This window comes from Streptomyces sp. NPDC053541, assembly GCF_044544705.1.
Classification (GTDB): Bacteria; Actinomycetota; Actinomycetes; order Streptomycetales; family Streptomycetaceae; genus Streptomyces.
Genome location: NZ_JBITXM010000012.1, coordinates 13990 through 40027 on the forward strand (window position 1 = coordinate 13990; position 26038 = coordinate 40027).

Sequence of the window (26038 nt, forward strand, 5' to 3'; positions counted from 1 at the left end):
GGTACGCGACACACGCGCACAGCGACCTCGCGGCGCCCGCAGGTCAGGCGGCTTCGCCAGGTGGGCCGCCCGGGCGCTGGCGGCCTCGCCTCACACGGGAGGCGAGGGGGTCTCAGCCCTGGGGGGCCTGAGGGCAGGACTCCGGGGCCGGGAGGTGGGTTTCGGCCCAGCGGCCGAGTTCGCGGAGGGCCGGTTCGAGGGCGAGGCCGGCGTCCGTGAGGCGGTAGGAGACGCGGAGCGGCGGGCCCGGATCGACCTCGCGCAGGACGAGGTGGGCGGCGGCGAGCTCGGTGAGCCGGTCGGACATCATGCGCTCGCTGATGCCGGGGATGGCGCGCTTGAGGTCGGCGAAGTGCATCGGGCCCGGCATGAGGGTGGCCACGATGAGGCCGGTCCAGCGCTTTCCGAACAGCTCGAAGACGCGCGTCATGCAGCCGTCGACCTGCCTGCACATCTCTGTCATGCCGTCCGTCATGACTTCAGGGTACTGTCTTACGACTTCCCCGTTGGTGAAAAAAAGTAAGCACCTATGTAATATCGAGCAGCGTACGGCTTCTTCGCACACGGAGATCCGTGCCTGTCCGCCACCCACGGACCGCTCTGCCCACGCCGGCGCACCCCTGCCGGTACGTCCTTCCCGAGGAGCACCACCCATGGCCACGCTTCTGCACATCGACTCGTCCGTCTTCCCGCTCGACGCCTCCTCCTCGCGGCAGGTGACCGCCGCGTTCCGCCAGGCGTGGCAGGAGCAGCACCCCGACGGCACGGTGATCTACCGCGACCTGGCCGCCGACCCGCTGCCGCACCTCGGTGGCGACGCGGTCACCGCCGGCTTCAGCGACCCCGCGCAGCACACCCCCGAGCAGCAGGCCGCCTTCGCGCTGCGCACCCGGCTCGCCGAGGAGATCGAGCAGGCGGACGCCATCGTGATCGGCGCCCCGATGTACAACTTCGCGATTCCCTCGACCCTCAAGGCGTGGCTCGACCAGGTGATCATCGCGGGCCGCACCGCCTTCACCGAGAACCCGTCCGCCGCGGGCACCCCCGTCACCGTCGTCGCCAGCCGCGGCGGCTCGTACGCCCCGGGCACGCCGCGCGCGGGTCACGAGCACGTCCAGAACTACCTGGAGTCCATCCTCGCCACCGGCTTCGGCTTCGAGGTGGACTTCATCGTCCCGGAGCTGACCCTGGCTCCCACGAACCCGGCGATGGCCGAGCTCATCCCGCTCTTCGAGGCCTCGCGCGAGAAGGCGCACCAGGACGCCGCCATCAAGGGCAAGGCGGTCGCCCAGCGCGTCAGCGCCTGACCCGGCGCCCGGGACCCGAGTCCCGGATCGGGCCCCGAGGCCCGGGACAGCGCCGTCCCGGGCCTCGGCTCAGCCGGAAGCCGCCTGGCCCTCCCCGAGCACCCTGGCCGCCGCGCGCTCGGTGGTGGCGTCCTCGATGCAGCCGCGCAGCCGCATGAGGTCGTGTGCGGGCAGGGCCGGGCGGATCACCGCCGCGTACACCGTGTCCTCGAGGCGGCTCAGCGCGGCGCGCTCGTTGCGTGCCGCGGTCGAACGGCGGCAGCTCTCCCACAGGTCGCCGGCGGCGAGCCGCAGGTCCTGCGGGCTCGCGGCGCCGCGCATCTCGATGCGGAAGACGACGGTGCTGGCCGCGGAATCGGGGCGCCGCTCGGGCCGGGTCTGGGTCGCGTCGGCCAGCACCGTGAACAGCACGGCCGCCACGACACCGCCGGCCAGCGCCGCCGCCACCGTCAGCCAGGTCCGTCGCCGGCGGGCCGGCGGTACCGCGGGCCGGTCCTCCAGCCGTACGGACCCGCCGAGGGCCTCCGGCGGTGCGGCGAGAGCGGCGAGCCGGCCGGCCAGGCGCCGCTCCATGGCGGGCCGGGCCGTGGCCCCGGCGATCTTCTGGATGACGAACGCGGCGCCCGACAGCACCACACCCGCCATCATCAGCACCGGCACGAAGACGTACGTACGGTTCTCGCCGCCGGGACGTTCCCCGTCCATCCAGCGGAACCGGCCCGGCTCGGGCCGCCGGGTCTGTTCCAGGCGCCTGCGGACCTCCTCCACCTGGGCCTCGGACGCCTCCACGCGCTGCTGCAGCCGGGACATCCGGTTCAGCAGGACGAGACAGACCAGGAAGCCCTCCATCACCAGCAGGAGGATCCCGGACATGAGCGCCCGGTGCCATTCCCACCGGTACAGGTACGCCACCACGTAGTAGGCGGCGTATCCGGCGAAGACCCCGCCGAGCAGGTAGCCCACGTACTTCATGCCCCGTCCCCTCCGTCCTCGGCCCCGGCCGGGCGGTCCGGCAGGTCGGACCGGTCCGGCGGCGGGGTGCTGTCGGAGGTCTCGACCGCGCCGTTGCGCCCGGCACGACGACCCTCGTGCCGGGCGGGAAACGCTGGACCGCGCCGGGCACGCCCACCGCGGTGGGGACATGGCCCTCGCGCGCCAGTACGGCGAGGTGGGACAGGACGCTGCCGGTCTCGGCGACCAGCCCGTGCAGTCCCGGGAGCAACGGGGCGATGGCCGGATCGAGGGCCTGGACGACCAGGACGGCGTCCCAGGGCCGCTCGCCGCGCCCGTCCCACGCCGTACCCTCGCCCACTCCGCCGCCGGCGCCCTGCCCCTCCCCCGGCTTTCTGCGGCTCGGCGCGCTCTGGGCGACGGGCCGGTCCCCCGCGAGCCGGAAGACCGCCGGCAGGGGCGGGGTGTCCGGGCGCGGTGCGCGAGCACCGAGGTCGGCCGGGAGGCGGCCGCCGTCGGCCGTGCCGAGAAGTTCCTCCCACCGCAGCAACGCCAGCCGGGACAACCCGATGCGGCATTCGCCCGGCTGGAGGCGGTCGGCCAGCTCGCGCAGCATCCGGGCCTGCATCTCCTGCACCCAGCGGATGCGCAGCCGCAGCCCTTCCCGGACCGGCAGCGCCCCCACACCCCGGGGAACACCGGTCCACACCGAGCGTTCCGGCAGCCGGCCCGGCTCGCCGAGCGTGGGCGGGAGCAATGCCAGCAGGACCGGATGCGCCGCGAGCAGTTCCCGGTCACCGGCGCCGCGCGCCCGGCCCTCGGCCAGCGTCGCCAGGGCCTCGCCGGCCGCCGTGACACCGGATCCGGCGCCGAGCAGGGCGCCGGCGAGCGATTCCTGTGCGTGCAGGGCGGACAGCACGGTGCGCCCCCAGGAGACGGCGTCCAGGATCTGCCCGCTCAGCAGCACCTGGGGCACCGGGAGATCGGCGAGCGCGCGGTCGACGTCGGCCATCAGGTCCAGGGCCAGCAACGGCAGTGCGGCCCGCAGCCTGCCGACCCGCCAGGCCGCGGACGCCCGGCGGGCGCCGGGCATCGGGTTGATGAAGTGCAGTACGGGGTGCGCGGAGGGCACCACGCCCAGCAGCCTCAGATCCGCCGCCACCCGCCCGTCCACGGTCCGCACCACCGGCACGCTGCGCAGCATCCGGCGCGGGGCGGCCCCCGCGACATCGAGGGCCAGGGTCAGACCGTGGGCCATCGGCGCGACCCACAGGTCCTCCTCCAGGGGCTGCAGGACACCGGGCAGCGTCTCCGCCACCGGCCCGGGGCCGAGCAATCGTGCCCGGCGCGGCGGCTGGACGGTCATCGCGGTGATCGGACGCGACTGGAACAGCCACAGCGTGCCGTCGCCGCCGAAGCCGAACTCCATGTCCTGCGGGCCGCCGAACTCGCGGCGGGTCTTCTTCGCCAGCTGGACCAGGGCGGTCATCTGCCGCCGCGACAGCAGTCGTCCGCAGCGCGGCTCGGCCGGATCGGTGTCCACGAGCCGGCCCAGGCGGGTGAGCTGGTAGCGCACCCCCTGGGTGCTGCCGTCGACCAGCCGGTCCGGGCCGCCCCTGACCGCGCTCACGAGGATCCGGTCCGTCCGGCCCTCGACGGGGTCGGCACCGAACATCACCCCGCCCGTCACCGACCGCAGCATCGGCTGGACGAGGACGGCCATGCCGCCGGGCGGTTCCGTTTCCCCTCCCCCGTCGCCCCCGTCGCCCCCTTCGGCCCTTTCGGTCTCGTCGGCCGCCGGCACCGGAACGCCCCGCGCCGACTCCAGTACCGTCTGCACGGCGGTCGCGAAGTCCTCCCACCCCCGTACGTCCAGCACCGAGGTGAAACGGCCGGCCATCGAGGACGTGGCGGTGTCCTCGTACGCCGAGGAGGACCGGACCACCAGCGCGCGCTCGCCCGGGCCGTCGGCGCGGGCCAGTTCCCGCCAGGCGCGGCGGATGGCCTCCTCGCCCGCGGCCCTGCCGGCCGCCGCCTCCGTGGGGACGAGGACGAACCCGGGGAGAACCGGCAGCCCCGCCGCGGTCGCCCGGGCCAGGTGCGCCGCCTTGGCGCCCGTGACGGCGATGTCCCGGGCCAGTGCGTCGTCCAGCGGTACGACGGCCAGACGGTCGGCGTCGAACCCCATCGCTGCTCCCTCTTTCCCGACGTCCGGGCCGGCGTCCGACACGGCCAGGGCTTTCGGCGTTCCCGGCCCGCCTCCGCGTCCGCGCTGTCCGATGTCACGCAGCCGTGCCGCGTAGCCGCGATCGTCCCCCGAGGCGGACGGCGTCGCACGTCAGGAGATCCGAACGGGCAGCGGGGACAGGCCGCGAAGGCACACGTGCCGTTCCGCCGGCGGCAGAACACCGGCCGAACCGGGCCCGCCGATCACTACAGTCCGGCCCCATGACGACGATCACCACCCGTACCGTCGACTATCCCGCCGACGGCCTCACCATGACCGGGCACCTCGCCCTCCCCGCCGGAACCGGTCGCCGGCCCGCGGTGCTCATCGGGCCGGAAGGCATGGGGCTCAGCGACGTCGAGCGCCGCCGGGCCGACGCCCTCGCCGAACTCGGGTACGTGGCGCTGGCCTTCGACCTCCACGGCGGGCGCTATCTCGCCGAGCCCGAGGAGATGCTGGCCCGCTGCATGCCCCTGCTCGCCGACCCCGACCGGATGCGGGGCATCGGCCGCGCGGCACTCGACGTGCTGCGCGCCGAACCGCGGACCGATCCCGGCCGGATCGCCGCCATCGGCTACGGCACCGGGGGCGCCGTCGCACTCGAACTCGGGCGCGCCGGGGTCGACCTGCGCGCGATCGGGACCGTCAACGGACTCGTCACGGGCCGGCCGGGCGAGGCAGCGCACATCCGCTGCCCGGTGTGGGCCGGAGTCGGGTCGGAGGATCCGATCATGCCGCCCGCGCAACGGAGCGCGTTCACCACCGAAATGCAGGGCGCGGGCGTCGACTGGCGGCTCACCGTCTACGGCGGCGCCCTCCACGCCTTCCACCACCCGCCCGTCGACCACCCCACGGTCCCCGGGGTCGGCCACCACCCCGGGCACGCGCGGCGATCCTGGCGCGACATCCTCGACCTGCTCGCCGAGTCCCTGCCCCTGGCTGAAGGTCCGGGCGCCTGACCCAGGCGAACAGCCTGAAGACCTGGAGACCTGAAGACGTGCGAAAAATGTGTCGAGCGCGGAGCCGGCTCTCTGAGAAGGTCCACCGTGTCCCGGAACCGCCGCGAAAGGAAGCCCATGCCGCGCGCTGTCACCTTGATTCGTTCCGCCTCCCTGTCCGACGTCGCGGAGTACGCCTACGCGGCCACCGCCCCGGCCGAGTCACGGCTGATCTTCCTGGCCGGAGCCTGCCCCCTGAACGAGGACGGCTCCACCGCGGCCGTCGGCGACGTCGCGGGGCAGGCGGCCCACGCCGTGGAGAACATGCGGACCGCTCTGGCGGACGCCGGCGCGTCTCTCCGCGATGTCATCAGCACCCGCGTTCTCGTCGCCTCGCACCGGCGGGAGGACCTGGTGGCGGCATGGCAGGTCGTACGGGACGCGTTCGGCGACCACGACGTGCCCAGCACCTTGATGGGCGTCACCGTCCTCGGCTATGACGACCAGCTCGTGGAGATCGAAGCGGTCGCCGCCGTGCTCGATTCCTGAGCCGGCGGGCCGCCTCCTGTACTCGGCGCGTGGCTCAGGGCAGCAGCCTGCGCAGCTCCTCCAGATAGCCCCGTATCTCGGGGAGTTTGGGATGGTCGGGGCCGCCGAGGCGCAGCAGCGCGGCGACGAGCCGTTCGGTCGCTTCGACGGCCTCGGGGATCCGGCCCGCCTGGTCGAGTCCGTTGATCAGGGCGACCAGGGAGTCCAGGGTCTTGACGTGGTCGGGGCCCAAGGAGTGCTCGCGTGCCGCGAGGGCCGCCTCCAGGTACGGGATGGCGCGGTCGGGGTGGCCGCTGTCCAGATGGGCGATGGCGAGGTTGTGGTAGCGGTAGGAGATGGCCTTGCTGTCCGGGCCGTGGATCTGCTCGAGGCCCGCGATGGCCCGTTCGTAACAGGCGATGGCCGCGTCCAGGTCCCGGGCGTCGTGGTGGAGGTGGGCGAGGTTGTCCACCCAGACGTACACGTCGCGGTGGTGCGGGCCGTAGAACCGCTCGCGGTCCGAGATGATCTCCTTGCAGAGAGCGATGGCCTCGGCCCTCCGGCCCGCCTTGTCATAGGCGTCGAACAGCTTGACCTTGCGGTTGCGTACCGTGTCGCCGCCCGGCGGGAGCAGCGGCCCGCCGGCCGCCACCGTCTCCTCCAGGAGCGCGATCGCCCGGTCGGTCAACCCGGCCGTGGCGCAGGCGTCCGACAGCTCTTCGCGGGAGGTCAGCGTGTCCGTGTCCTCCCCGCCCGCCAGGCGCCGGCGGCCCTCCAGGGCCCGTTCCAGGTACGGGATGGCCCGCTCGGGCCGGCCGGCGGTCCGATGGGTCTGTCCGATCATCTGGCAGGTGGTCAGCGTGTCGCGGTGGTCCGGGCCCAGGGACGCCTCCTGGTGGGCGAGGTTCACCTCCAGCAGCGAGATCGCCCGGTCGTGCATCCTCGTGTCGCCCGGCGGGGCCGCGACGGACCAGGCGGCGAGCAGCGTCGCGCAGTTGTTGCGTGCCCGCAGCACGTCCGGGTGTCCCGGGCCCAGTTGACGCTCCATCTCGGCGAGCTCGTCGAGCCGCTCCATGGTGTAGTCGGGCGTCAGGCGCATCACGGGGCTGTCGTCCTGCTCGTCCAGGCGCAGATCGAGCGGCTCCGACGGAGCGTCGGCGACGGCCTCGTCCGGGCCGGCGGACTCCGCCGGGCCCGCCGCGTCCTTCGGTCCAGGCGGGTCGGTAGGGGTGTTCCGGGGGCGTTTCTTGCGGAACAGCAACGCGGTCACTCTCCTCGCTCCGGTGGCAGGGGGTCAGTCGGCGGACGCCAGGTCCCGTACGAGTGCGAGCAGTTCACGGACGGCCGCGGGGACCGCGGGGGCCGCGGCGCGGTCGGTCAGGAAGGTGTCGAGGGCCGCCTTGTCGGCCGGGGTCAGCGAGGCGACCGGCCGGCCGGCGAAGGAGAGCGGCAGGCCGAGGTCGTGCACCTCGTCGCCGTGGACGACGTACCGGCCTCCCGGGGAGGCGGTGACCGTCCGTGGCCCGTGCCCGGAGGGACGTGCGAGGGGGCGCGGGACGGTCACCGGGGCGAGGTCCACGGAGTCGAAGGTCAGGGGGTACGTGGGCTCCTCGTCCACCGCCCGGCCGCCGAGCAGCCGCCACGCCGGCACGGCGAACAGGTGGTCCATCCGAGGGGCGTCGGACCTGGCGGTCAGCAGGGTCCGGCCGGCCTCCTGCTCGTAGAGGTAGAGGCCGCCGGTCGACGCCGAGGTGACCACCTCCTCCGGCGAGAGGAACACCGCGGCGTCCACCGGCCCGTGGCCCTCGGGTGTCCGCCACAGGGCTTCGGCGGAGACCGGCTGCAGTGCGGCGTCGGTCACGACCACCCGGTCGCCTCCCGCGAGCAGGATCCGCCGGCCGGTGGGGTCGACTGCGTGCTGCGTGCAGCCCCGCCCCAGCCCCAGGTCCACCAGGTCGACCTCGCGCCACGGCCGGCCCCGCTCCGCGACCAGGGCGATGGGCACGCCCCAGGGCAGGACGACGAACCCGGTGGCCGTGGCGAGGATCCGGGCGTCCACGAGGGCGGGGCCGTTCGCGAGGAACTCCGTCCGTCCGCCGGGCCGGTACACGACGAGCTCGGCCAGGTCCCGGTGGATGCCCGCGCGCAGGGCGAGGACGGCGTCCGGCCCGAGACAGGCCACCGGCTCCGTTCCGGTCCTGAAGTGCTCGGCCGACCACAGCAGGCTGCGGCCGTCGATGTCGTGGACGTCGATCCGGGTGGCGTACGGGCCGCTTCGGGCTTGCCCGCCCGCACGGTCCGTTTCCCACGTCTCCCCCGTCTCCCCCGTCTCCCAAGCCATCACCGACGGCCGCCCCGGCGCGAACGACACCCGCTCCGGGGCGCCGGGACCGCCGCCGCGAGGCAGCCGCCACACCGCCCGCGCCGCCGCGGCCCGGGCCGCCCGCTCGGCGGCGCGCGGCCGCATGCCGCGGGCGGCGAGCCGTAGCGCGGCCGATCTGCCGGGCCCGTCCTCGGCGGGAACCCAGTGGTCGGGGCCGTGCCGGTGGGCGATCCTGACCGCGTCGGGGGCGGGGACCGCGCGCATCAGGTCCCACAGCCCCGCGGCGTCGGAGGCCTCCACCAGCCGCTCGGCCTCCGCGTCGATCTCGGCGGGAGTGCCCCACGGCAGCCGGTCGGCGCCGCGCCGCTCGCGCAGGTAGTACCGCGCCCTGTGGATGGCGGTGAACGCGGCTTCGGATGCCTCGTCGCCGTCCTCGGGCCCGAGGGCGGCCAGACGCTCCCGCTGGAGCGCGAGCAACTCCTCCACGAGCACGACCGCCTCCGCGTGCCGGTCCAGTTCGATGAGCCGGCCCACGACCGCGTCGATCCGTGCGGGGAGGGCGCGACGTTCGGCAGGGCTTACCTCGGCGAGCTGGCGGTAGAGGTGGAGCGACTCCAGCAGCGGGCCGACGGCCTCGGTGCGGCGGCCGGCCTCCCACAGGAAGGCGCTCTGCGTGGACAGGGCGAAGGCCAGGTCGCGCCCGTGGACGGCGGGGTTGAGCTCGGCCATCTGGCGCGCGTTCGCCACGACGGTCGCGGCAGGCTCGACCGCTTCGTCGGAACGGCCTTCGGTGGCCAGCACCCCTCCCCTGATCGTCTCCACGAGGCCCTGTTCGGAGGACATGGCCCACCAGAGCAAGGGGTCGTGGTCCAGCAGGTCGGCGAAGGACTGATCGGCCTGTGCGAAAGCGGCGTGCGCCCGCGGCAGGTCCCCGGCCTGCCAGTGAGCGACGGCCAGGCGGCCGTACGCGGTGCCCAGGGCGCCGAGGACGGTGCCCAGTCGCCGCTTCTCCTCGCCGTTCGCGCCGTCCCCGGCCCCCACGGCCCCCGCAGCCGCCCCCGGCTCCTCCCGGTCCTCCCGCTCCTCGATGGTCTCGCCCCCGACGCCCGCCTGCCGCTCCTCGCCCCGCTGCCTCGCTTCCGCCGTCCGTCGTTCCGCCTCCGCCCGCATCAGCGTGATCCCCTCCTCGATGAGCGCGATCCGTCGCGCCACGGGGATCTCTTTCGTGAAAAGGCCGCCGAGGTTGAGCAGGGCGTCCCCGTAGTCCTCCAGGTGCGCCGGGTCCCGTTCGGCGGCCTCCCGGGCGAGGCGTACGGCCTCCTCCATGTGCCACAGCGCCTCGGCGCGGCGCTCCGCCCTGAGGTGGGCGGAGCACAGTTCGGCGTGGATACGGGAACGGCCTGCCGGGTCCTCGGCCCGCGTGAGCCGGCCGGCGGTGAGCCGGGCGGCGAGTTCTGCCGCGCCCGCACCCATGCGTACGTCTCCTCGGGGCACCAAGGGGGCGATGGCTTCCAGGATGTCGGGGTCGAGGGAGTCGAGGGCGGCGATGGCGCCCAGCACGGCGTCGCCTCCGCGGACGGCGAGGGCCGGGTCGCGGCGCAGCAGCGGGAAGAGGACGGCGGGGCCGACGTGCGGCCAGCGCTCGGCGGCGGCGAGGAGGAAGGTGAGGGAGCGGGGGGTCCAGGCGGGCGCGTTCCCGGTCTCGCGCTGCAGGATGCGGGCGACGGCGGTCACGGACCACAGGTCGCTGGGATAGGCGCTGACGGGGCTGCCCGGCAGGGTCAGGGCCAGGTAGTCCTCGGCGAGCCGATCGGGCAGCATCGGTTCGAGCACGCGGGCGGCCGCCGGGTCGCTGGACGGGTAGTGCTCGGCGTGAGCGCTCAGCAGACCGTCCACCGGGGTGCGCAGCAGGAGCCGGTCCAGCAGCGGGCGGGCGTCCGCCCGGTCCATCGGGCCGGTGAGCACGGCGGTGAAGACGGTCCGCGCGAGGTCGACGGCGTGCCGGTCGTCGGAGCCCGGTAATCGGCCGGCCGGCTGCCCGGTGGGATCGTCCTCGTCGAACGGCCGACGCCAGTTGGCGTGTTCGCGGTCCAGGAGGTACGCGGTCATGCCCGTGAGGTCGGACGGTGGTTCCCGGCCGGTCGCCCGGGCGTCGACGGCGACGAGGGCGGCCATGTGCACGGCGAGGGTCAGCCCGAAGTCGGGGCGGGCGAGGTCCTCGTACGGCGGGCGCAGCGCGGCCAGGGCGGCCGGGTCCGGGTAGTGGGCGGCGAAGCCGCGGCAGGCGGCCTCGAACATGCGCGGGCGCTCACCGTACTGTCGGCCCGTCAGCGGGCCGAGGGGCTGGTCGGAGAGGTCGGTGGCGCGCCGCTGTCGTGTCAGCTGGGCTCGGAGGGCGGGCCAGGGCCGCACGGAGCGGGCGATGAGGAGGACCCGGGCCGGGAGCTTCCCGAGGAGCAGCCCGTTGTGGAAGAGCCACCGCAGATGGGCGTCGGGCCAGCGGTCGGCGTAGTCGACGAGGAGCAGGACGCCGGTGCGGTGGTCGGTGCGGAGGTCCTGGCTGCCCTGGGCGGGTGGGTAGGTGTCGGTGCCGTGCACGGCGTCCACGACGAGCCAGCCGGCTTCCGCGCTCTCGGCGGCGAGGCGGGCGGCGAGGCGGGACTTGCCCGCGCCGCCGGGTCCGTGCAGCCAGCGCACGGCCGACCGGACGGGCCGGTCACGCCATGCGCGCAGCGCGGCCAGCTCCGCCTCGCGGCCGGTGAACTCCACGATCTCGCTGCGGGCGTCGAGCATGCGGCTGGGCTGGGCGCGCAGCCAGGCCGAGTCCCTGCGCAGGGAATCGGCGCGGCCGTGGGTGTCGCGTGCGTAGAGGAGGTAGACGGGGGTGCCGTCGCCGAAGACGTGGATGTCGGCGCCGACCGCGCCGTAGGCGAAGCCGGCGACGGCGTGGACCTGCTGGTGGACCTCGTCGGGAAGGTCCACGGTCAGCGGGCCCCGCCCGTACCGCCCCTGCCGCCGCGGTCACCCTGGCCGCCCCGGGCGTCCTGGGTGTCTTGGGCGGCCTGTGCGTCACGGTCGCCCCTGTCGCCGCGGTCGTCCCGGTCATCGGGCGGCGGCACGCGTCCGTCCGCCGCCGGGTGGTAGTGGAGGTTGCCGCCCTGGACCGCGAAGAGGGTGCCATGGTCACGCGCGGTGTTCTGCTGCGTCCACACCTGCCGCCCGTCCGGCAGCTCGCCGCGGACGCTGTCGACCAGTGCCCGCAAGTCCGCCTCGTACTCGGGGTGTCGCTCAAGCAGCAGGATCAGCCGGCGCCGCCATACCGGCATCAGCTCCGCCCGGATCTCGTCCGCCTCCCCACCCGGCTCCGCGCCGCCGACGAGCGCGGCGTCCTCGTCGAGCCGGGCCTCGATCGCGCTGTCCGGCGCCTCGCCGCCCCGCCCGAAGAGCCGTACGGCCCGGCTGCGGGCCCCCTGCCACACGTCGGTGGCCATGGCTCCGATCAGCGCGGTCGCCCCCGCGCCGGCAAGCGCCGCCAACTCCTCGGCCAGCATCCGTCCTCCTGGTGCGGCCCCATGAGGAGCCGGTCAGTTCCGAACTACCCTTGCCTACGACCAGGTTAGCCCGAGCAGGCCGACACGGCCCGGCTCGGTCACCTCTCAGCCACCGCTCAGGGGAGACGCCCACGCCGGGTCGTGCCGGGATCGCCTCGCGAGGTGTCCCAGCAGGTGCTCCGCCGCTGTGGAGACGGTGTCCTGTGGTGCGCCGACCTCGGCAAGGGCGGCGATCAGCCGTGCCGATGCGGCTTCGGGCATGTCCGGGTCGGCGAGGAGCGGAAGCAGCAGAAGGAGACGGGTGGCCGGGTCGCTGGCGCCTTCGGCCGTGAGGGACGGGTTGTCGGCGATCCGGAGCAGTTCGCGCCAGGTCAGCCCCGTGCCCGCGAAGTCCACGTCCCAGGAGGCGATCCGCTCGGCGGGGCCGCCGTCCGGACGGGTCAGGAGGTAGTCGGTGCCGTACTCCCCGTCCAGGTTGCGGTAGACCACCACGGCCCCGGGCCCGTCCTGCGCCGGCGCCCTGAACACCGGCCAGCGTTCCGGATCGAAGAGGACCTCGGACAGGGCGTCGGCATCCGCGCTGTCCTCACCGAACCACTCCGGCACCGAGCGCTCGACGCACCCGCCGTCGCCGCACATCGACAGCAGGTGGTTCGACCAGAAACCCGGCAGGCCGAGCAGCGCTTCACCCGGCACCAGCGGACCGGATCCGTAACCCTTGATCAGCACCTCTCGATCCTGCCACCCGTCACTGACAAGCACGGCTGCGGGGAGCGGGAGGGGACGCGCCCCGCCCGGTTGTCTCCAGGCACTCTCGTTTCCTTCAGGCCCGCTCTTTGGATTCGATCCGGCCGAGACCGGGAGCCAGGGTGTCGCGCGCGGTCTGCCAGGCGGAGTCCTCGGGGTAGAGCCCGCTGCGCAGACAGGCGCCGCACCGCCGTCGGGCTCGTCGTCCTCCCGGGCGCGCACATGGCGGATCAGATCTCCGGGATCCGCCGCGTCCGGCGGTGTCCCGCGACGAGCGGGGCGCACGAGGCTGGGGTGGGCGCCGCGGTCGGGGCGGGGAACGCAAGGTCTCCGGCCGAGGGCGCCGCCGCCTGACGACCGCGTCGGGGGAGCTTGCCGGCGCTGCCGGGCGGTTCAGGCGGACCACCACGGCGATGGCGACCGGCGATCCCGGTCGCCGCGGAGAAAGGGCGAGACATGAAGGCAGCACGGTTCCACGGCAAGGAGGATGTGCGCATCGAGGAAGTGCCGGAGCCAAGCCCCGGCCCCGGGCAGGCGAAGCTGCGCTCTCGCGGCTCTCGCCGACCGGATCCCGCCGACCCTGACCGCGGAGACGATCCCGGACATGCGTCGCTCGTCCCCGTCGGAGGTCACGACGAGATGATCGAGGAGGTCGGCCTGACCCGGCGCGACGTCGCGATCCCCAGGTACCTGGGCGACGAGATCCTCGTCTCGGTGATCACCCGCAAGGACCTTTACCCCTCCGGGTGCCGGCGACGGTCTCTGGCGCTCAGGCCCCCGCGGGAGGCCTGAGGCCTCCCGCGGAAGGTGAGCCGGACTGCCGGGCCCGTGGAGGCCATGGCGTGCCGCGCAGCGGGCCCTGTGGATTCGCCCCGGCCGGTGCGGCTCAGACCGTGTGGTTGATCCATCGGCGCAGCGCGGCGTGGGTGGTGTCGTCCAGCCGGCACAGGGCCTCGATGGCGTCCAGGTCGCCGGGCCGGGGCGCGATCCCCGCTGCTGTGAGGGCCGCGTGCAGGTCCAGGCGCCGACGGTCGGCCGGTTCGAGGGCCGGGAACAGGCGGCTCGCCGGGTCGGGCGCCGGGAGCGGGTCGTCGCCGCGCTCGATGACTCCGCAGACGGTCGGGGTCGGCTCGGGCAGCTCAGTCAGCTCGGGCAGGTCGTCGACGTATGCGGCGGGGAAGCGGTAGGGGTCGAGGTCGAGGTCCATCAGCCCAGAGGTGCTCGAGGTGAAACCCTGAAAACCGTTCACTGGTGCCTCCTTGGTCGTGATGCCACTTGCACCAGACGACTCCGGAGGCAGCGTGGTCAGTTGCGGTACGGGAGGGATCCCACCCGAATGTCCCCTATGGCATCTCGTCACACATCGGATCAGCCCACCCCGCGCAAGAGGTCTGGCTCCGGAACCTCAGCCGGTCGATCTGGGCGAGCACGTGGTGCACATGCGGACGTACGTGGGCCCGCAGCGTCTCGCTCCAGCTCTCGTCGGAGTAGCGGCAGTTGAGATAGAGGTGCCTGGCATGCTCCAGTACGGGGCGGTGTTCGGGCGGGAGCTGGGCGAGGGCCCAGTCGGCAGCGGCGTCCTTCGACCTGATGTGGCCGGTGGCGAGCGTGGTCCAGATGCGTGCGAGGGTCAGCAGCACGTTGCGGGTGTCGGCTTCCAGGTCGTCGAGCAGGCAGGGAATGCCCGCCACGCCGGCCCGGATCAGATCGGAGTGCGGGACGGGATCGAGGACCTGTGCGGGCCGCGGGCCGGTCAGTGGGTGGTCTCCGGTCAGCACCATGGTGATCAGCAGCGCCAGGTCGGGCATGGGTTCCGGCCGGGGAACCTTGCCGGCCTCGTATGCGGGGCGCAACCACTCCCCGTAAAGGAAGTCGCAGGTCGGAGGGTATCGCCATGGCCGGACCTCGGACTGGGCAACCACGGTGAGCTCAATCGGGCGGGCCTTGTTCCGAGAGCCGGAGGTTGCGAGTAGTCCGCCGAGGAGGTCCCGGCGCTGCCGCTCGCTCATCGAGCGCCGGGAGACGACGAGCACGTCCACGTCACTGGCCGGCATGAGGCCGCCGACGACGGAAGATCCGTGAAGGTAGGCGCCGATGGCATCCTGGCCCAGCACACGGCCGACCAGGGCCGCGGTCTCCTGAAGCTGATTCATCGCGCCAGTGTCTCCCGCCGGCCGCCCCGACGGCACGGCGTCGCAGGTCTCGCGGTCCGCCGTCACGCGACTGCGCTGGTCACATCCGTCAACGAGTGGCTGTGACCGGCATTTCGCAGACTGACCTACGGCGTGTGTCGGAAGTGCTCTAGGTTGGCTGACGTGACTGGGTGGGGGCGGAGTTATCGCTATGTCGGACCGGTCGAGCTGAAGGCCGCGGTCCGGCCTGGTGACGGCGGGCGTCGTATCGGGTCGGCGGCTGACTTCGACGGCTGGATCGTGGAGCGATCGGCGGTGGAGCTGGCCGAACCGTTCACCTTCGTGGTCGGCGCGGACGGTGTGCTTCGACTGGCGCCGCGCCGGAGTGAGCACGTGGCCTGTGCCGGCGGAGACATGGTCCTGAGCGCTGGTGAGATCAGCTTCATGCGCGAGGCAGACCGGTGGACCGTGAGCGAGGTCAGCAACCAGTCCACCGGCTACTGCCCGGACGTCACCTTCTGGGCGGAAGTCGCCCGCGCCCTGGACGCTGCAGAGCTCCGGCGGCCATCCGGCTTCACCCACGAGGTGGTGTTCCGGAGATGCCCCGACTGCCAGGAGCGCAACATCGTCCGTGAGGACGACTTCGTCTGCGTCTTCTGCGGCAGCGATCTTCCTGCGGCATGGAACGTGGATCCCACCGCGTGACGGCCCAAGGTCATAGCCACTCGCTGATGGCCGCGACCAGCACGGTCGCCTCGTAGCGGACGGCGAGCTTGTCGGTGCGCGTGGCGACAGCACGTCGTTTTTGAGGCGGTTGATCCCATACCCGACCGCCTGGCACTGTCGGTAGTCGACCGGGGCGAAGCGCGGCGGCCGGCCACTGCGGGAGCCGAGCTTCTGGCGGTTGCTGGCCTGGTCGGCCTTGTCCGGGATGGTGTAGCGGATCCCGCGGCGGCGCAGGTAGGCCCGGTTTTTGCGGGAGGCGTACGCCTTGTCAGCGGACCCGGTTCGGGCTGACCCGTGGCGGCCCGGCCCGAGGCGGGGCACGCGAACCTTCTCCAGCACCGGTTCGAACTGCGGCGAGTCACCGCGCTGCCCAGCAGTGATCACGGTCGACATGGGCTTCTGGCCCTGTGCGACGGCCAGGTGCAGCTTGGTGGTGAACCCGCCGCGCGAGCGACCCAGTCCGTGATCATCGGGCTCGGTGAACACCCGGCGGTTCCTTCTGCAGATCCACCGCCCACTGCTCGTCTGTGAGATCTCCCCGACCCAGGAACCGTGATCATTTACAGTCCCCGGATCCGCTTTCGATACACGGCCTAGAAGAGACGGGCCTGCTGGTGGTGCGTGAGGTTGTCCAGGATCTCGCGCAGCCACGGACTGCGGACGGCCGGCAACCGGACCAGCGTGTCCTGGAAGGTTCCCGGATCGGCATGGAACCGTTCGTAGGGGCGTGGCGTGGGTGGGTCGTCGCGGAGAACTCCGTCGGGCATGGTTCCCGACATGGGGAAGCCGAGGTGTCGCTCGGGGAAGGCCATGCACCTCCACACCCCGAACGGCAGCGGCACCGGGTATGCCCCTGCGGCCTGGCCGGACGGGTTCCAGAGCTCTCCCGTCTGCGGGTGGGTGGGCACGATGACGATGTCGGCGTCGGCATCGCGGGTGGGTAGTCCGGGTCCGGCCAGAACCGCGCGCCGGGCCGGCGGGACCGCGGGCAGCAGGGCGTCGAGGGCGCGTTGGAAGACCTCCGCGGCCAGGCCCTGCGGGACCGTCACCGGCCGGCCGTCCGAGGCGGCCAGCAGGTGGGCCAGTGCGCGGCCGACCGCCGCCTCCCATTGCGGGCTCCACGACCACCTGGGATCCACCGCGAGCAATGACCCCCATCGGGTTTTCGGCGCGCTCGGGGGCGTGGTCGGCCCTTTCGTGAGCAGTTCCGTCCAGGTGAGGATGGGGGGTTCGGCCTCGGCGTCGTCGACGGGCAGGCGGCGTACGGCGTCCGGATCGAGCCAGACCGCCTGCCACAGCGAGCAGTCGTCGATGCGATTCCCCACCGGGTGGCCACACGCCTCGCAAGCCAGGTTGGGGCCGTCGCCCCAGGCGAGACCGCAGCAGTAGCCGCCGGCCCGCTCCGGAACCAGCACCGTGCCGCGGGCATCCCCGGGCGCGAGGACCACGGTGCCGGCCGGGCCGTCGGACACGGCGTGGACCGGAGCGTAGATGCCCCGGGCTGCCGCCTCGTCCGGGTCGACCTCGTCCCACCTCCGCCACGGGTGCCCCCACGGCTCCGGTTCCACGGCGAACGTGCCCGGTTCCATGAGGACGGGGAGCTGGATCCCGTTCCCGTACTTCTGGTGGGCGTGCACCGGCAGCTCCACCTGGGACAGCGGGCCGGTCAGCCGGGCACCGCACCCGGCACACAGAAAAACGATCAATGATCCTCCGCGAGAAAAGCGGCCGTATCCTCGCAGCAAGACGGCGGACCATCCAACGTGTTTTCCTCCGCCACGCCGGACTGTGCGTCGCCACGATGCCAAGCGTCACCGTTCTCGGCTTCGATGTGCCGGGTGCCTTCCGAAGTGGGAATGCGGCTCATGTGCGTGGGGCGCACTCATGCCGGGTGATGTCCTCGCCCCGGTGCCCACACGGCGAGCGTGATCGACGGTCAGTGACGTGGTTCGATCGGCGAGCGCCCTGATCGTTACGACAACGGCCGGCGCACCGCACCGTCATCGTCCGGCCAGGCTGACACTCACGATCCGGCTTCCCCCACGTGGGGGAGGCCGGATGATCCGTGGGGTGGATGTGATCAGCGCGGGTGACGCGGAATCTTGGAGCGTCGGCAATCCGGATATACGGGGGTCACGGTGGCTGTTCCTGCGAACTCGGAGGTAGGTGGCGTTCCTGAGCCATCGACCACAAGCCCGGGGCGGATGTCGTGGTGGCGGCGGTGGCCTGTGTGGGCGCCCGTGGTCGCTGCAGTGTGGGGCGCGTTGTACGCCGCTGTCGAGGTCACCTGGGCGGTGACGGGCACCACCGTGCAGTGGAAGGAGCACTCCGCGTACGCGCCGGGGGTCCAGCTCTTCCTGGCGGCCCTCGCGTTCCTGGCCGGCGGCGCCTGCCTGGCCAGCACCCGAACTCTCGCCGGGCTCGGCCGGGTTGCGGTAGCGGCGGCGCTGATCGTGGCGCTCCCGGTGTTCGTCGTGGGAACGAACGGGCTGCCGATCTATTTCGTGACGATTGCGACGCTCTCGGGGATCGAGAGCGCCACCGGGCTGGCCCAGGTGCTGCTGAACACGGCCGGCGCCGCCCTCCTGCTGCTCGTCGGCTTGTCGTACCACCGACGGCTGCGCGGAGACTGCCCGCGATGCGGGCGGCCGCACGCCGGCGCAGCCGACGGCCCGCTCGCGCACCCAGCCGCCTCCCGAGCCCCGAGGCGGACCCGCGTCGCGGTGTACCTGCTCATGCTCGGACTCCTCCCGTGGGCGGGAGCCAAGACCATCTGGACGCTGGGCGGCCACGCGCTCGGCGTCGCGGGCGATGACTGGCAGAGGACGACGAGCGTCGGCGCGTCGGGGCCGTCGAAGGCCACCGCGGCGGCGGGGATCGATGTGACCGTGCTGGCCGCGATGGCCGGGATCTTCCTGCTGCTGGGGCTGCTGCACGCGTGGGGGCAGGTGTTCCCCCGCTGGACGCTGTTCTTGTCCGGACGGCGCGTCCCGCGCCTGCTGCCGTTGATCCCGGCCTGGCTGACCGGTATCCCCCTGACGATGTACGGGGCCGCCCTCCTCATCATGGCCCCGCTCATGGCTGCCGGTGTGCTGCCCGAGATCGAGCCGTCCCCGCCGTTCACCACCAGCTCGGGGATCACCTGGTTTGCCGAGTTCGGCGGCCTGGCATTCGCCGGCCTGGGCATCGGCCTCATCGTGGCCGCACGCTCCTACGCCGCCCGCACCCGCCCCATCTGTGCCAGCGCCACGGCAACGGAGGGACCCACGTAGCCGGGTGCCGGAATGTCAGCTCCCCGCCGGCCATCAATGAGCAACCGCGGCGGTTCCCGGTCAAAGCGCGCAAGATCGCCCGTCAGGCCGACCGGGCCTTCGCGCCCGCCCGGCAGCGACCGCGATCACCCGAAGAAGACTCCCGTCCGGTCGACCTCCCGCGATCGGTAGGACCACGGCCTCTCAGGCCGTGAACAGCGGATCGTAGCTGTGTCCCTCCGGCGTGAAGATCAGGACGAAGTCCCGCCCCAGCCGAGTCGCCACTTCCTTCAGGCGAGTCGAGGCCTCGGTCTGACCCGGAAGATCGAGGCCAAGGGCTTCCGCAGCGCGGTCTCTGCTTGCCGAGAGGCCCGGCATGTCCTCCAGGTACTCAGCCTCCAGCCGGTGTCCCTCCTCCTCCGTGAATGCCTGGCAGGCACGCCACCACGGGACGACCAGCAGAAGCCGCACGAGCTCGTGCAGGCCGATCGCGACCAGGGCCGAGCCTCCTTCGGAGTCGGCGTAGAGGATCGGTCGCTCCTCCCCGCCTTCACCGCAGAAGAAGAACGTGCCGCCGGCACCGTCGCCGGCGAATCCCTCGAGTGCGGCTCCTGAGGCAAGGTGGACTTCTTCGCCGTGATCACCGAGGTCAAGGTCGAAGTCACCCGGCCAAGCGAGGAAACGAGCGGCTTCCTCCTGCTCACGAATGGCAGCGATCAACGATTCCATGGCCGCAGCCTATGACCCACTACTGACACCCGTGATGGGGAACTGCTCAGGTATGAATGCCTCATGCGAGGTACCTTCGACGACGCGCCTCTGAACCGGCTGTTCCCTCACCTGTCGCCCGCCGACGTGGCATCCCTCGAAGCAACCGCCCGCGCCGTCGACGCGACGCGCGCCGACGGAGACAGGGCCGGGTGGGACTGGACACCGGATCACGCGATCTTCCCGGGCCCGCAACCCTGGACGTCCGTCGTGCTCGGCCTGGATGTCGTCCAACGTCGGGGCCGAGGCGATGACGTAGAGTTCCAGCTCCACGTCGTGTGGACGGACTTCGGACAGCTCGCTGTCGACACGGCCGTGAACGTGGCCTGCTGGTGTGACACGGATCACGCCGGCCATGGCGTCGACGCGCTCCGCCTCGCCGTCGACGAGGAGACCCCGCTGCCGCACGCGTTCCAAACAGGTGCCGAGCGTCTGGTCGGATGGCTCGACGACCCTCGCGACGCGGACTTCTGGCGTGATCGAGCGGGCCTCCCTCCCCGCTGGTCCGTCTAGGCAGCCAAGCGAAAAGGGAGGGGCAGGCAGGCGTGCAGGTTTGGTCGTCAGGCGCGCCAGACCTCGGCGGCGGCGAGGAAGGCCGAGGACGACGGGCGGTCGGGGGTTCCTCCCCGGGTGATCGCGCCGGGCTGGGGGCGGCCGTCGACGAGGGCTCGGGCGCTTCCGCAGGGTGCGAACACCAGGCTCAGGCTGTGGTCGACGCCGGCCAGCGGGAATCGGTCGGTGGCGAAGGCGCGCCGGTCGAGCACCTCGGCCATGTGTACGTCGATGCCTCCGCCCCGGGCGTACAAGCCGGACGCGAGGTCGAGCCGGACGTGGACCGTGGACCGGTGGAACCGGGGGGTGGACCAGGGCAGGCCGTCGAGTTCGGGGAAGTGGCGTACGAAGTGATCGGCCAGCCAGAGCGCGAGGTTCGGGTCCTCCCCCACGACCCGTACTCCGTCCGGCCGCCAGAGCACGAGGGCGTTCCCCGCGCCGCGGGTGGACCACTGGACCTGCCAGGTGGAGAGATAGGCCGTGCACGAGCCCGACGCGTCGAAGAGCTGGAGGCCGGGATTGGCGCCGACCAGAATCGGCTTGCGCAGTGCGGGGTTGTCGTCCGGAGCTTCGCCGGCCGCCGACGCCGGCGTGGCGGTGGCCAGAAGGCCCATCGCGCCCAGGGCGGTGCCCATGCGCACGATGCCGCGTCGGCTGACGGGAGCGGAAGGACGGCTGCGGTCGGCGTTCGTGGGCGTTCGGGTGGAGCTCAAAGTGCCTCCTCGGTGGTGGTGACGGGGACGCGGATCACCATCCGGTGGGAGCGGTGGAGGCGGCCATGCATTCGAGTCCCTTCGAATCCATCGGCCCGTCGCGGCGGCGATGGGACACTTTCGGCATGGCGATGAGGGTGCGGCTGGACGCGCGGGCGTGGAGCAGGTCGCGGTTCGGCACGTCTCCGGCCATGGAGGTTCTCGGCGTGCTGCGGCACCGCGGCCGGCATCCGGCCGCTCACGCCCGCGCGTGGCACGCCCGGGCCCGGCGGGCACTCCCACCGGGGCAACTGGCGCTGCTGGAGGCGCTGGTGCCCTCCGATCACAGCTACGCCCCGGATTTCCTGACGCCTGTGCCGCGCCACGGCGAGTCGATGCCGGAGGTGGCTGCCCGGATCGCGGCGACGCCGGGTGAGGAGGTCGACTACCAGCTCGACGTCGCGATCCGGGGCCGGCGTGTGTGGCCGCACGTCCGCGCGCTGCACGGGAGTGAGGCGGCCTACGAGCGGTGGCGGCGTCCGATGCCCCCGGCGCTCGCGAAGGTGGCACGCGACGGCGGCGCCGCCGTGGCGAACGCTGCCGCCGAGGCCATGGCGACCCTCTTCGAGTCCGTACTGGCGCCGGACTGGCCACGGGTGCGCGCCGTCCTGGACGCCGACATCCGCGACCGCGCCGACCGGATGGCCGCACACGGCGCGGCGGCGGTGCTCGACGATCTCGGCGAGCGCATGCGGTGGACCGGCACCGAGCTCGTACTGGAGCGCGCGTACTCCGGAATCATCGACTGGGCCGACGAAGGGGTGCTCTTCGTGCCGGCCACGACGCACGTCGGTCCCGTGCTGTTCGCCGCCGAACGTCCGCACACACCGGTGCTGTTCTACCGGGCGCGCGGCACCGGCGCTCTCGGAGAGCGAAACCGGGTGGCGGGCGTGGTGAGCGCGGCGGAATCGGCCCTGACGGGACTCGTGGGCGTGACCAGGGCCGCGCTGCTGACCACACTCGACGTGCCCTCGTCGACGGTCGAGCTGAGCCGGAGAACCGGCTGGAGCAGCGCGACCGTGTCGTACCACCTCGGCATTCTGCTCCGGGCCGGTCTGGTCGATCGACACCGCCGAGGTCGCGTCGTCCGCTACGCGAGGACCGACCTCGGGACGGCGCTGGCGACGTCGTCGGCGGGAGAGCAGGCGACCGCCGCCAGTTCCCGTGCCGCGCGGCGGCCTGTGGTCTGAACCGCCCGTTCGACGGCGCGTGCCCCGGATCGCCGGTCCGGTCTGGTCAGGCCTGAGCGTGAAGCACCACGGCCTGCGCCCGGCCCCGCCGCCGTGCCGGAAAGACCGCGTCCTGCGACTGATCGTTTCCCCGGTGAAAGCGTTCACCCAGGAGACTGACTCACCCCGCGCATGCGCCACGCCGCCACTGTGCAGCGCGCTATTCCTGCGTTCGTGATCACGAACATCGTGCGTGGTCCGCCGCGCTGCACTTCGCCCCGCCCGCTTCGTTCGCCGCGCACCGGGCACCGCGCGCCAGGAGCCCAGCGAAGGGATCCCGCCGGGCGCCGCAGCGTGACCCCGTCCTCTTCCCTCCCCCCACAGACAAGGAAATGCCATGCGCCTGCGCAAGACACTCGTCTCCGCCCTGTCCGCGACCACGCTCGCCGCCGGGCTCGCTCTGACCGCCGCCGGGCCGGCCAGTGCCGCTTCGTGTCCCTCCTCCGCCTCCCCCGTCATCCCCGGCGCCAAGGCCCACTGGACACTCAGCTGCTCCGGCAACACCCTCAAGGTCTACGGCTGGGTCGAGGACACCCGCGCCGACGGTGACTGCGCCTTCGTCTTCGCCCACGCCGGAAACGGGGGCCACGACAGCGCCGACGCGTGCGGCTGGGGCGCGCGGAGCAACTTCGACATGGCGTTCCCCCGCACCAAGACCGCGGAGGTGCGCCTCCAGCTCGAGAACTGAGGTCGACGCTGAACGACACCGCCGCCGGGCAGCGCCGGGCCTGGCGGCGCGCGTCCCCGGCGAGGCACAGCGAGTCCGCCCGGGTCCGGGCACGGACGCGAGCGGCGCCCGGCCGGCGCGGCCGGTCACTCCAGGCGGATGGCGAGCATGCAGGCGTCGTCCTCGTGGCCGGCCTGGTCGGGGTCGGCGAGGATCATGTCGATGAGGTCCGCGGGGGGCGCCGCTGCCGGGGAGCGGGAGACGAGGTCGGCGAGGCGTTCGATGCCCTTGGTGACATCCTCGCCCCGGCGTTCCACCATGCCGTCGGTGTAGAGGAGCAGGAGGTCGCCGGGGCGCAGCTGGGTCGTGGTGGTCTCGTACGCGTAGCCGGGCAGCGCTCCGAGCAGGGGGCCGCGTTTGTCGGTGTGCAGGGGGCGGGCGTGGCCGTCGCGCAGGAGGATGGGGGCGGGGTGGCCGGCGTCGGCCCAGTGGAGGGTGCGGGTCTCGTCGATGTGGCCGGTGACGACGGTGGCGGTCTGTTCCGAGGGGTCGCTGCAGACGAGTTCGTTGAGCCAGGTGGTGATCTCGCCGGCGGAGGCCCCGGTCTGAGCGAGGCCCGCAACGGCGTGCCGCTGCTGGGACATGCGGGCGACGGCGTCCAGGCCGTGGCCCGCGGCGTCGCCGATGGCGACGAGGACGCGGCCGTCGGGCAGGAGCCGGCACTTGTACCAGTCGCCGCCGACGGCGGCGTCCGGTTCGGCGGGCCGGTAGGAGGCGGCCACCGTCAGTCCGACGGCGGCGAGGGCCTCGGAGTGGGTGGGCAGCAGCGCCTCGCGCAGGGCGTCGGCCACCCGGCGTTCCGCCCGGGCCTGGCGCCGGAGCCGGTCGGTCTCGAGTTCCGTCTCGGCGAGCCTGCGGCGGCTGCGGATCTGCGGGGTGAGGTCGCGGGCGACGAGGTTCAGCGCCCACGGCCGCCCGTCGGTGCCGGCGACCGGTCGTCCGAGCAGGTCGAGCGTGCGCACCTCGCCGAGGACGAGGAAGCGGATCCGCGTCCAGGCGGGTTCCTCGCCGGCGAGGACGGAGGTGAGGAACTCGGCGAAGGCGGTGAGGTCGTCGGGGAGCAGCGCGTCGCAGAGCTGTTCCAGCGGCCAGGGCATCCGGACGTCGGCGTGGAAGATCCGGCTCAGCCCTTCCGACCAGGTCACCTTTCCGGAGAGCAGGTCCCAGTTGCCCCAGCCGAGGGAGGCGAGGTACTGGGCGTCGATCGTGAGGAGTTCGGTCTGGCTCTGGACGGGCCACCAGGTCGCGAGGACCTGTTCGCCGCAGAGCGCCGCCGAGTAGAGGAGGGGCGCGCGGTGCAGCCGGCCGAGGCGCTGCTCGGTGTAGTCGACGACCCGGCCCTCCAGGGGCCCGCCGCCCGCGACGACGTCGGCGAGCGCGGCGAGGAGGCCGCTCGCGGCCGCGCCGGGCCGGGCTTCGAGGAAGCGCTGTCCGACCTGCCGGTGCGGAGCTTCCAGCCATTCGGCGGAGCGGATGCGGTTGCCGGCGACGATGCGGAAGTCCCGTACGGCTCCGGTCTCGTCGTGCACCGGTTCGAGAAGAACGGCGGAGGCGGGGATCGCGCCGAGCACGGCGCAGGTGCCGGTGGCACCGCGATCATGGGTGCTGCAGAGGCAGTCCGTGCCGGAGCGGTTCCGCGTCGGCAGGGCGGGGGCGGGTGTGAGGAGCTGGATGGGGGCGGTGACGTCGTCCCCCGGTGTGGGGGTGGCTGAGCGGTCCGCGGCACGCCGGACGGCGGATCGCAGGGCGCTGACCTCGCTTCCGATGAGGTCCTTGAGCTCTTCGATGTTTTCGGGCAGCGGAAAACCCATGATCGCCTCCCCGGAGGCCGGTGTCGCCCGGCCGACCGGCGGTCCCGGCGGCCCTGCCCGGCGCCTGACCGGCCCTGGCCCGCCCTTCCCACCAGCACGCGCGCTCGTACCCCGGTGCCAGTGCCCGATCGGGCCGGGATCATGCGCGGGTGAGTGTGCGGGTGAGTGCGCGGGTGAGTGCGCGGGTGAGGGGGCCCGCGGGCGCCGAACAGCGGGGCCGTATTCTGAGGCCGGCGAGGCACGGCACGGCTTGCCGGGGCGTCGCCGCCGTCCGGCGCCCCGGCGCCGGAGGGCGCCGCTGAGGCCGGTACGAGATGTCCGGCGCGAAGGATCGGGGAGACGACAGTGATCAGTGCGGCCGCAGCAGGAGGAGTGGCCCTGATCGAACTGGGCATGGCCCTCACGCCGGGACCGAACATGATCCACCTCGCCTCGCGAGCGATCACCCAGGGCCGTCGGGCGGGCCTCGTCAGCCTCGGCGGGACCGCCGTGGGATTCGTGTGCTACCTGGTGGCGGCGGCCGCCGGCCTGTCCGCGCTGTTCGCGGCGGTGCCGCTCGCGTACACGATCGTCAAGCTCGCCGGAGCCGCTTACCTCGCCTACCTGGCGTGGGACATGCTCAAGCCCGGTGGCCGCTCCCCCTTCGCCCCGGCGGGGGATCTGCCTCCCGTCTCCGACGCCCGCCTGTTCTCGATGGGGCTGCTGACCAACCTGCTCAACCCCAAGATCGCTCTGCTCTACGCGGCGCTGCTGCCGCAGTTCATGGAACCGCGGTCGGGTCCGGCCTGGGCGCAGCTCCTGCAGCTCGGCGCCGTGCAGATCGTCGTGGGCCTCGCCGTGAACGCGCTCATCATGCTCAGCGCGGCACGGGTGTCGGGGTTCCTCGCCACCCGGCCCCGCGTCATGGCCGCTCAGCGCTTCACGGCCGGCGGCCTGCTCGGCGTCTTCGCACTGCGCACGGCCCTGTCCCGGGGCCCGGTCTCGGCCTGAGGCCGTTGCCGACCACCGACGGCCGACTACGGACTACCGACGGCTGACGGCGGTCGTCGCGTAGGGGCCCAGCAACGGGAGGGGGCCGCACCCCGGAGCACGGGGTGCGGCCCTCTCCCGTACACGTGGTTACGCGGCCTTGCCGCCGTACGGCACCGTGATGAGCTCCATGGCGTGGCCCGCCGGGTCCATGAAGTACACGCCACGGCCACCGTCGTTGTGGTTGATCGTGCCGGGCTGCTTGCGGTGGGGGTCGGCGTAGTGCTCGATGCCGCGTTCCCTGATCTGCGCGTAGGCCGCGTCGAACTCCTCCTCGGAGATCAGGAAGGCATAGTGCTGGGGAGTGATGGCGTCCGCGGGCACCGTCGCGAAGTCCAGCGTGACGCCGTTGCTCAGGCCGACCGCGATGAACGGGCCCCATTCGGCGGTGATCTCGAGGTGGAGAAGGTCCGCGAAGAACGCGGCGGACTCCCGGTTGTCCCGGGCGTGGATGATCGTGTGGTTCAGCTCTACTGACAAGGAATGCCT

At 73.0% G+C, this 26038-nt stretch carries 23 protein-coding genes and 2 pseudogenes; 10 read left to right on the top strand and 15 right to left on the bottom strand.

The window, feature by feature from the left end; translation table 11 throughout:
• Nucleotides 1-112: 112 nt before the first annotated feature.
• Complete coding sequence (locus ACIGW2_RS28600; protein WP_399846885.1) at nucleotides 113-475, bottom strand: winged helix-turn-helix transcriptional regulator; 363 nt, start codon at nucleotides 473-475, stop codon at nucleotides 113-115.
• Nucleotides 476-653: 178 nt separating this feature from the next.
• Between ACIGW2_RS28600 and ACIGW2_RS28605 the strand changes: the two genes are divergently transcribed.
• Nucleotides 654-1307 carry an FMN-dependent NADH-azoreductase gene (locus ACIGW2_RS28605; protein WP_399846886.1) on the top strand — a complete coding sequence of 218 codons (654 nt, stop codon included), beginning with the start codon at nucleotides 654-656 and terminating at the stop codon, nucleotides 1305-1307.
• Between the two features lie 69 nt (nucleotides 1308-1376).
• Here ACIGW2_RS28605 and ACIGW2_RS28610 read toward each other — a convergent pair whose 3' ends face one another.
• On the bottom strand, nucleotides 1377-2279 hold the full coding sequence (locus tag ACIGW2_RS28610) for a hypothetical protein (RefSeq protein WP_399846887.1): 903 nt from the start codon (nucleotides 2277-2279) through the stop codon (nucleotides 1377-1379).
• A gap of 151 nt (nucleotides 2280-2430) precedes the next feature.
• Nucleotides 2431-4446: pseudogene (locus ACIGW2_RS28615) on the bottom strand (PEP/pyruvate-binding domain-containing protein); the annotation flags it as partial.
• A gap of 260 nt (nucleotides 4447-4706) precedes the next feature.
• On the opposite strand from ACIGW2_RS28615, the gene ACIGW2_RS28620 reads away from it, so the two are divergent.
• The gene (locus tag ACIGW2_RS28620; protein WP_399846889.1) at nucleotides 4707-5444 is read left to right on the top strand and encodes a dienelactone hydrolase family protein; all 738 of its coding nucleotides are present in this window, start codon (nucleotides 4707-4709) and stop codon (nucleotides 5442-5444) included.
• A 117-nt stretch (nucleotides 5445-5561) separates the two neighbouring features.
• On the top strand, nucleotides 5562-5972 hold the full coding sequence (locus tag ACIGW2_RS28625; RefSeq protein ID WP_399846890.1) for a RidA family protein: 411 nt from the start codon (nucleotides 5562-5564) through the stop codon (nucleotides 5970-5972).
• 34 nt (nucleotides 5973-6006) lie between these two features.
• Here ACIGW2_RS28625 and ACIGW2_RS28630 read toward each other — a convergent pair whose 3' ends face one another.
• The 4 genes from ACIGW2_RS28630 to ACIGW2_RS28645 form a co-directional block, all read right to left on the bottom strand.
• Nucleotides 6007-7221: a tetratricopeptide repeat protein gene (locus tag ACIGW2_RS28630; RefSeq protein WP_399846891.1), complete on the bottom strand. Its 1215-nt coding sequence runs from the start codon at nucleotides 7219-7221 to the stop codon at nucleotides 6007-6009.
• A gap of 24 nt (nucleotides 7222-7245) precedes the next feature.
• Nucleotides 7246-11256 (bottom strand): hypothetical protein, encoded by a 4011-nt coding sequence (locus tag ACIGW2_RS28635; protein WP_399846892.1) that lies wholly within the window; start codon nucleotides 11254-11256, stop codon nucleotides 7246-7248.
• 2 nt (nucleotides 11257-11258) lie between these two features.
• Entirely contained in the window at nucleotides 11259-11825 is a 567-nt protein-coding gene (locus ACIGW2_RS28640) for a hypothetical protein (RefSeq protein ID WP_399846894.1), read from the bottom strand.
• Nucleotides 11826-11930: 105 nt separating this feature from the next.
• Nucleotides 11931-12554: a hypothetical protein gene (locus tag ACIGW2_RS28645; protein WP_399846896.1), complete on the bottom strand. Its 624-nt coding sequence runs from the start codon at nucleotides 12552-12554 to the stop codon at nucleotides 11931-11933.
• A gap of 474 nt (nucleotides 12555-13028) precedes the next feature.
• Here ACIGW2_RS28645 and ACIGW2_RS28650 point away from each other — a divergent pair, with 474 nt between their 5' ends.
• Entirely contained in the window at nucleotides 13029-13364 is a 336-nt protein-coding gene (locus ACIGW2_RS28650) for a hypothetical protein (protein WP_399846898.1), read from the top strand.
• Between the two features lie 94 nt (nucleotides 13365-13458).
• Here the strand turns inward: ACIGW2_RS28650 and ACIGW2_RS28655 are convergent, their stop codons facing one another.
• Both ACIGW2_RS28655 and ACIGW2_RS28660 read right to left on the bottom strand, forming a co-directional pair.
• Nucleotides 13459-13779, bottom strand: coding sequence for a hypothetical protein (locus ACIGW2_RS28655; RefSeq protein ID WP_399846900.1), 321 nt, complete (start codon nucleotides 13777-13779; stop codon nucleotides 13459-13461).
• A 136-nt stretch (nucleotides 13780-13915) separates the two neighbouring features.
• Nucleotides 13916-14725 carry an aminoglycoside adenylyltransferase family protein gene (locus ACIGW2_RS28660; protein ID WP_399847163.1) on the bottom strand — a complete coding sequence of 270 codons (810 nt, stop codon included), beginning with the start codon at nucleotides 14723-14725 and terminating at the stop codon, nucleotides 13916-13918.
• Between the two features lie 162 nt (nucleotides 14726-14887).
• Between ACIGW2_RS28660 and ACIGW2_RS28665 the strand changes: the two genes are divergently transcribed.
• Nucleotides 14888-15409, top strand: coding sequence for a hypothetical protein (locus ACIGW2_RS28665; protein WP_399846901.1), 522 nt, complete (start codon nucleotides 14888-14890; stop codon nucleotides 15407-15409).
• A gap of 213 nt (nucleotides 15410-15622) precedes the next feature.
• Here the strand turns inward: ACIGW2_RS28665 and ACIGW2_RS28670 are convergent.
• Nucleotides 15623-16081, bottom strand: a pseudogene (locus tag ACIGW2_RS28670) (transposase); the annotation flags it as partial.
• Nucleotides 16024-17136 (bottom strand): hypothetical protein, encoded by a 1113-nt coding sequence (locus ACIGW2_RS28675; RefSeq protein ID WP_399847164.1) that lies wholly within the window; start codon nucleotides 17134-17136, stop codon nucleotides 16024-16026. The pseudogene ACIGW2_RS28670 and the gene ACIGW2_RS28675, both read right to left, overlap by 58 nt.
• 534 nt (nucleotides 17137-17670) lie before the next feature.
• Between ACIGW2_RS28675 and ACIGW2_RS28680 the strand changes: the two genes are divergently transcribed.
• Nucleotides 17671-18702, top strand: a complete 1032-nt coding sequence (locus ACIGW2_RS28680) for a hypothetical protein (RefSeq protein ID WP_399846902.1) — start codon at nucleotides 17671-17673, stop codon at nucleotides 18700-18702.
• A gap of 183 nt (nucleotides 18703-18885) precedes the next feature.
• Here ACIGW2_RS28680 and ACIGW2_RS28685 read toward each other — a convergent pair whose 3' ends face one another.
• Nucleotides 18886-19410, bottom strand: a complete 525-nt coding sequence (locus ACIGW2_RS28685; protein WP_399846903.1) for a hypothetical protein — start codon at nucleotides 19408-19410, stop codon at nucleotides 18886-18888.
• A gap of 63 nt (nucleotides 19411-19473) precedes the next feature.
• Between ACIGW2_RS28685 and ACIGW2_RS28690 the strand changes: the two genes are divergently transcribed.
• Nucleotides 19474-19962 (top strand): hypothetical protein, encoded by a 489-nt coding sequence (locus ACIGW2_RS28690; RefSeq protein WP_399846904.1) that lies wholly within the window; start codon nucleotides 19474-19476, stop codon nucleotides 19960-19962.
• 47 nt (nucleotides 19963-20009) lie between these two features.
• On the opposite strand, the gene ACIGW2_RS28695 is transcribed toward ACIGW2_RS28690, so the two are convergent.
• Nucleotides 20010-20636, bottom strand: a complete 627-nt coding sequence (locus ACIGW2_RS28695) for a hypothetical protein (RefSeq protein WP_399846906.1) — start codon at nucleotides 20634-20636, stop codon at nucleotides 20010-20012.
• Nucleotides 20637-20839: 203 nt separating this feature from the next.
• On the opposite strand from ACIGW2_RS28695, the gene ACIGW2_RS28700 reads away from it, so the two are divergent.
• Together ACIGW2_RS28700 and ACIGW2_RS28705 are read left to right on the top strand one after the other, a co-directional pair.
• On the top strand, nucleotides 20840-21943 hold the full coding sequence (locus ACIGW2_RS28700; protein ID WP_399846908.1) for a helix-turn-helix domain-containing protein: 1104 nt from the start codon (nucleotides 20840-20842) through the stop codon (nucleotides 21941-21943).
• 376 nt (nucleotides 21944-22319) lie between these two features.
• Entirely contained in the window at nucleotides 22320-22670 is a 351-nt protein-coding gene (locus ACIGW2_RS28705; RefSeq protein WP_356073604.1) for a hypothetical protein, read from the top strand.
• 125 nt (nucleotides 22671-22795) lie between these two features.
• Here the strand turns inward: ACIGW2_RS28705 and ACIGW2_RS28710 are convergent, their stop codons facing one another.
• Entirely contained in the window at nucleotides 22796-24520 is a 1725-nt protein-coding gene (locus tag ACIGW2_RS28710; RefSeq protein ID WP_399846910.1) for a PP2C family protein-serine/threonine phosphatase, read from the bottom strand.
• A gap of 345 nt (nucleotides 24521-24865) precedes the next feature.
• Between ACIGW2_RS28710 and ACIGW2_RS28715 the strand changes: the two genes are divergently transcribed.
• Complete coding sequence (locus ACIGW2_RS28715; RefSeq protein WP_399846911.1) at nucleotides 24866-25510, top strand: LysE family translocator; 645 nt, start codon at nucleotides 24866-24868, stop codon at nucleotides 25508-25510.
• A gap of 129 nt (nucleotides 25511-25639) precedes the next feature.
• Here the strand turns inward: ACIGW2_RS28715 and ACIGW2_RS28720 are convergent, their stop codons facing one another.
• Nucleotides 25640-26029, bottom strand: a complete 390-nt coding sequence (locus ACIGW2_RS28720; protein ID WP_399846913.1) for a VOC family protein — start codon at nucleotides 26027-26029, stop codon at nucleotides 25640-25642.
• Nucleotides 26030-26038: the final 9 nt, after the last annotated feature.

Coding starts and splice junctions, on each gene's coding strand:
- ACIGW2_RS28600 (WP_399846885.1), bottom strand. CDS start 475: ATGACGGACGGCATGACAGAGATGTGCAGGCAGGTCGACGGCTGCATG.
- ACIGW2_RS28605 (WP_399846886.1), top strand. CDS start 654: ATGGCCACGCTTCTGCACATCGACTCGTCCGTCTTCCCGCTCGACGCC.
- ACIGW2_RS28610 (WP_399846887.1), bottom strand. CDS start 2,279: ATGAAGTACGTGGGCTACCTGCTCGGCGGGGTCTTCGCCGGATACGCC.
- ACIGW2_RS28620 (WP_399846889.1), top strand. CDS start 4,707: ATGACGACGATCACCACCCGTACCGTCGACTATCCCGCCGACGGCCTC.
- ACIGW2_RS28625 (WP_399846890.1), top strand. CDS start 5,562: ATGCCGCGCGCTGTCACCTTGATTCGTTCCGCCTCCCTGTCCGACGTC.
- ACIGW2_RS28640 (WP_399846894.1), bottom strand. CDS start 11,825: ATGCTGGCCGAGGAGTTGGCGGCGCTTGCCGGCGCGGGGGCGACCGCG.
- ACIGW2_RS28650 (WP_399846898.1), top strand. CDS start 13,029: ATGAAGGCAGCACGGTTCCACGGCAAGGAGGATGTGCGCATCGAGGAA.
- ACIGW2_RS28655 (WP_399846900.1), bottom strand. CDS start 13,779: ATGGACCTCGACCTCGACCCCTACCGCTTCCCCGCCGCATACGTCGAC.
- ACIGW2_RS28660 (WP_399847163.1), bottom strand. CDS start 14,725: ATGAATCAGCTTCAGGAGACCGCGGCCCTGGTCGGCCGTGTGCTGGGC.
- ACIGW2_RS28685 (WP_399846903.1), bottom strand. CDS start 19,410: ATGGAATCGTTGATCGCTGCCATTCGTGAGCAGGAGGAAGCCGCTCGT.
- ACIGW2_RS28690 (WP_399846904.1), top strand. CDS start 19,474: ATGCGAGGTACCTTCGACGACGCGCCTCTGAACCGGCTGTTCCCTCAC.
- ACIGW2_RS28695 (WP_399846906.1), bottom strand. CDS start 20,636: ATGGGCACCGCCCTGGGCGCGATGGGCCTTCTGGCCACCGCCACGCCG.
- ACIGW2_RS28700 (WP_399846908.1), top strand. CDS start 20,840: ATGGCGATGAGGGTGCGGCTGGACGCGCGGGCGTGGAGCAGGTCGCGG.
- ACIGW2_RS28705 (WP_356073604.1), top strand. CDS start 22,320: ATGCGCCTGCGCAAGACACTCGTCTCCGCCCTGTCCGCGACCACGCTC.
- ACIGW2_RS28710 (WP_399846910.1), bottom strand. CDS start 24,520: ATGGGTTTTCCGCTGCCCGAAAACATCGAAGAGCTCAAGGACCTCATC.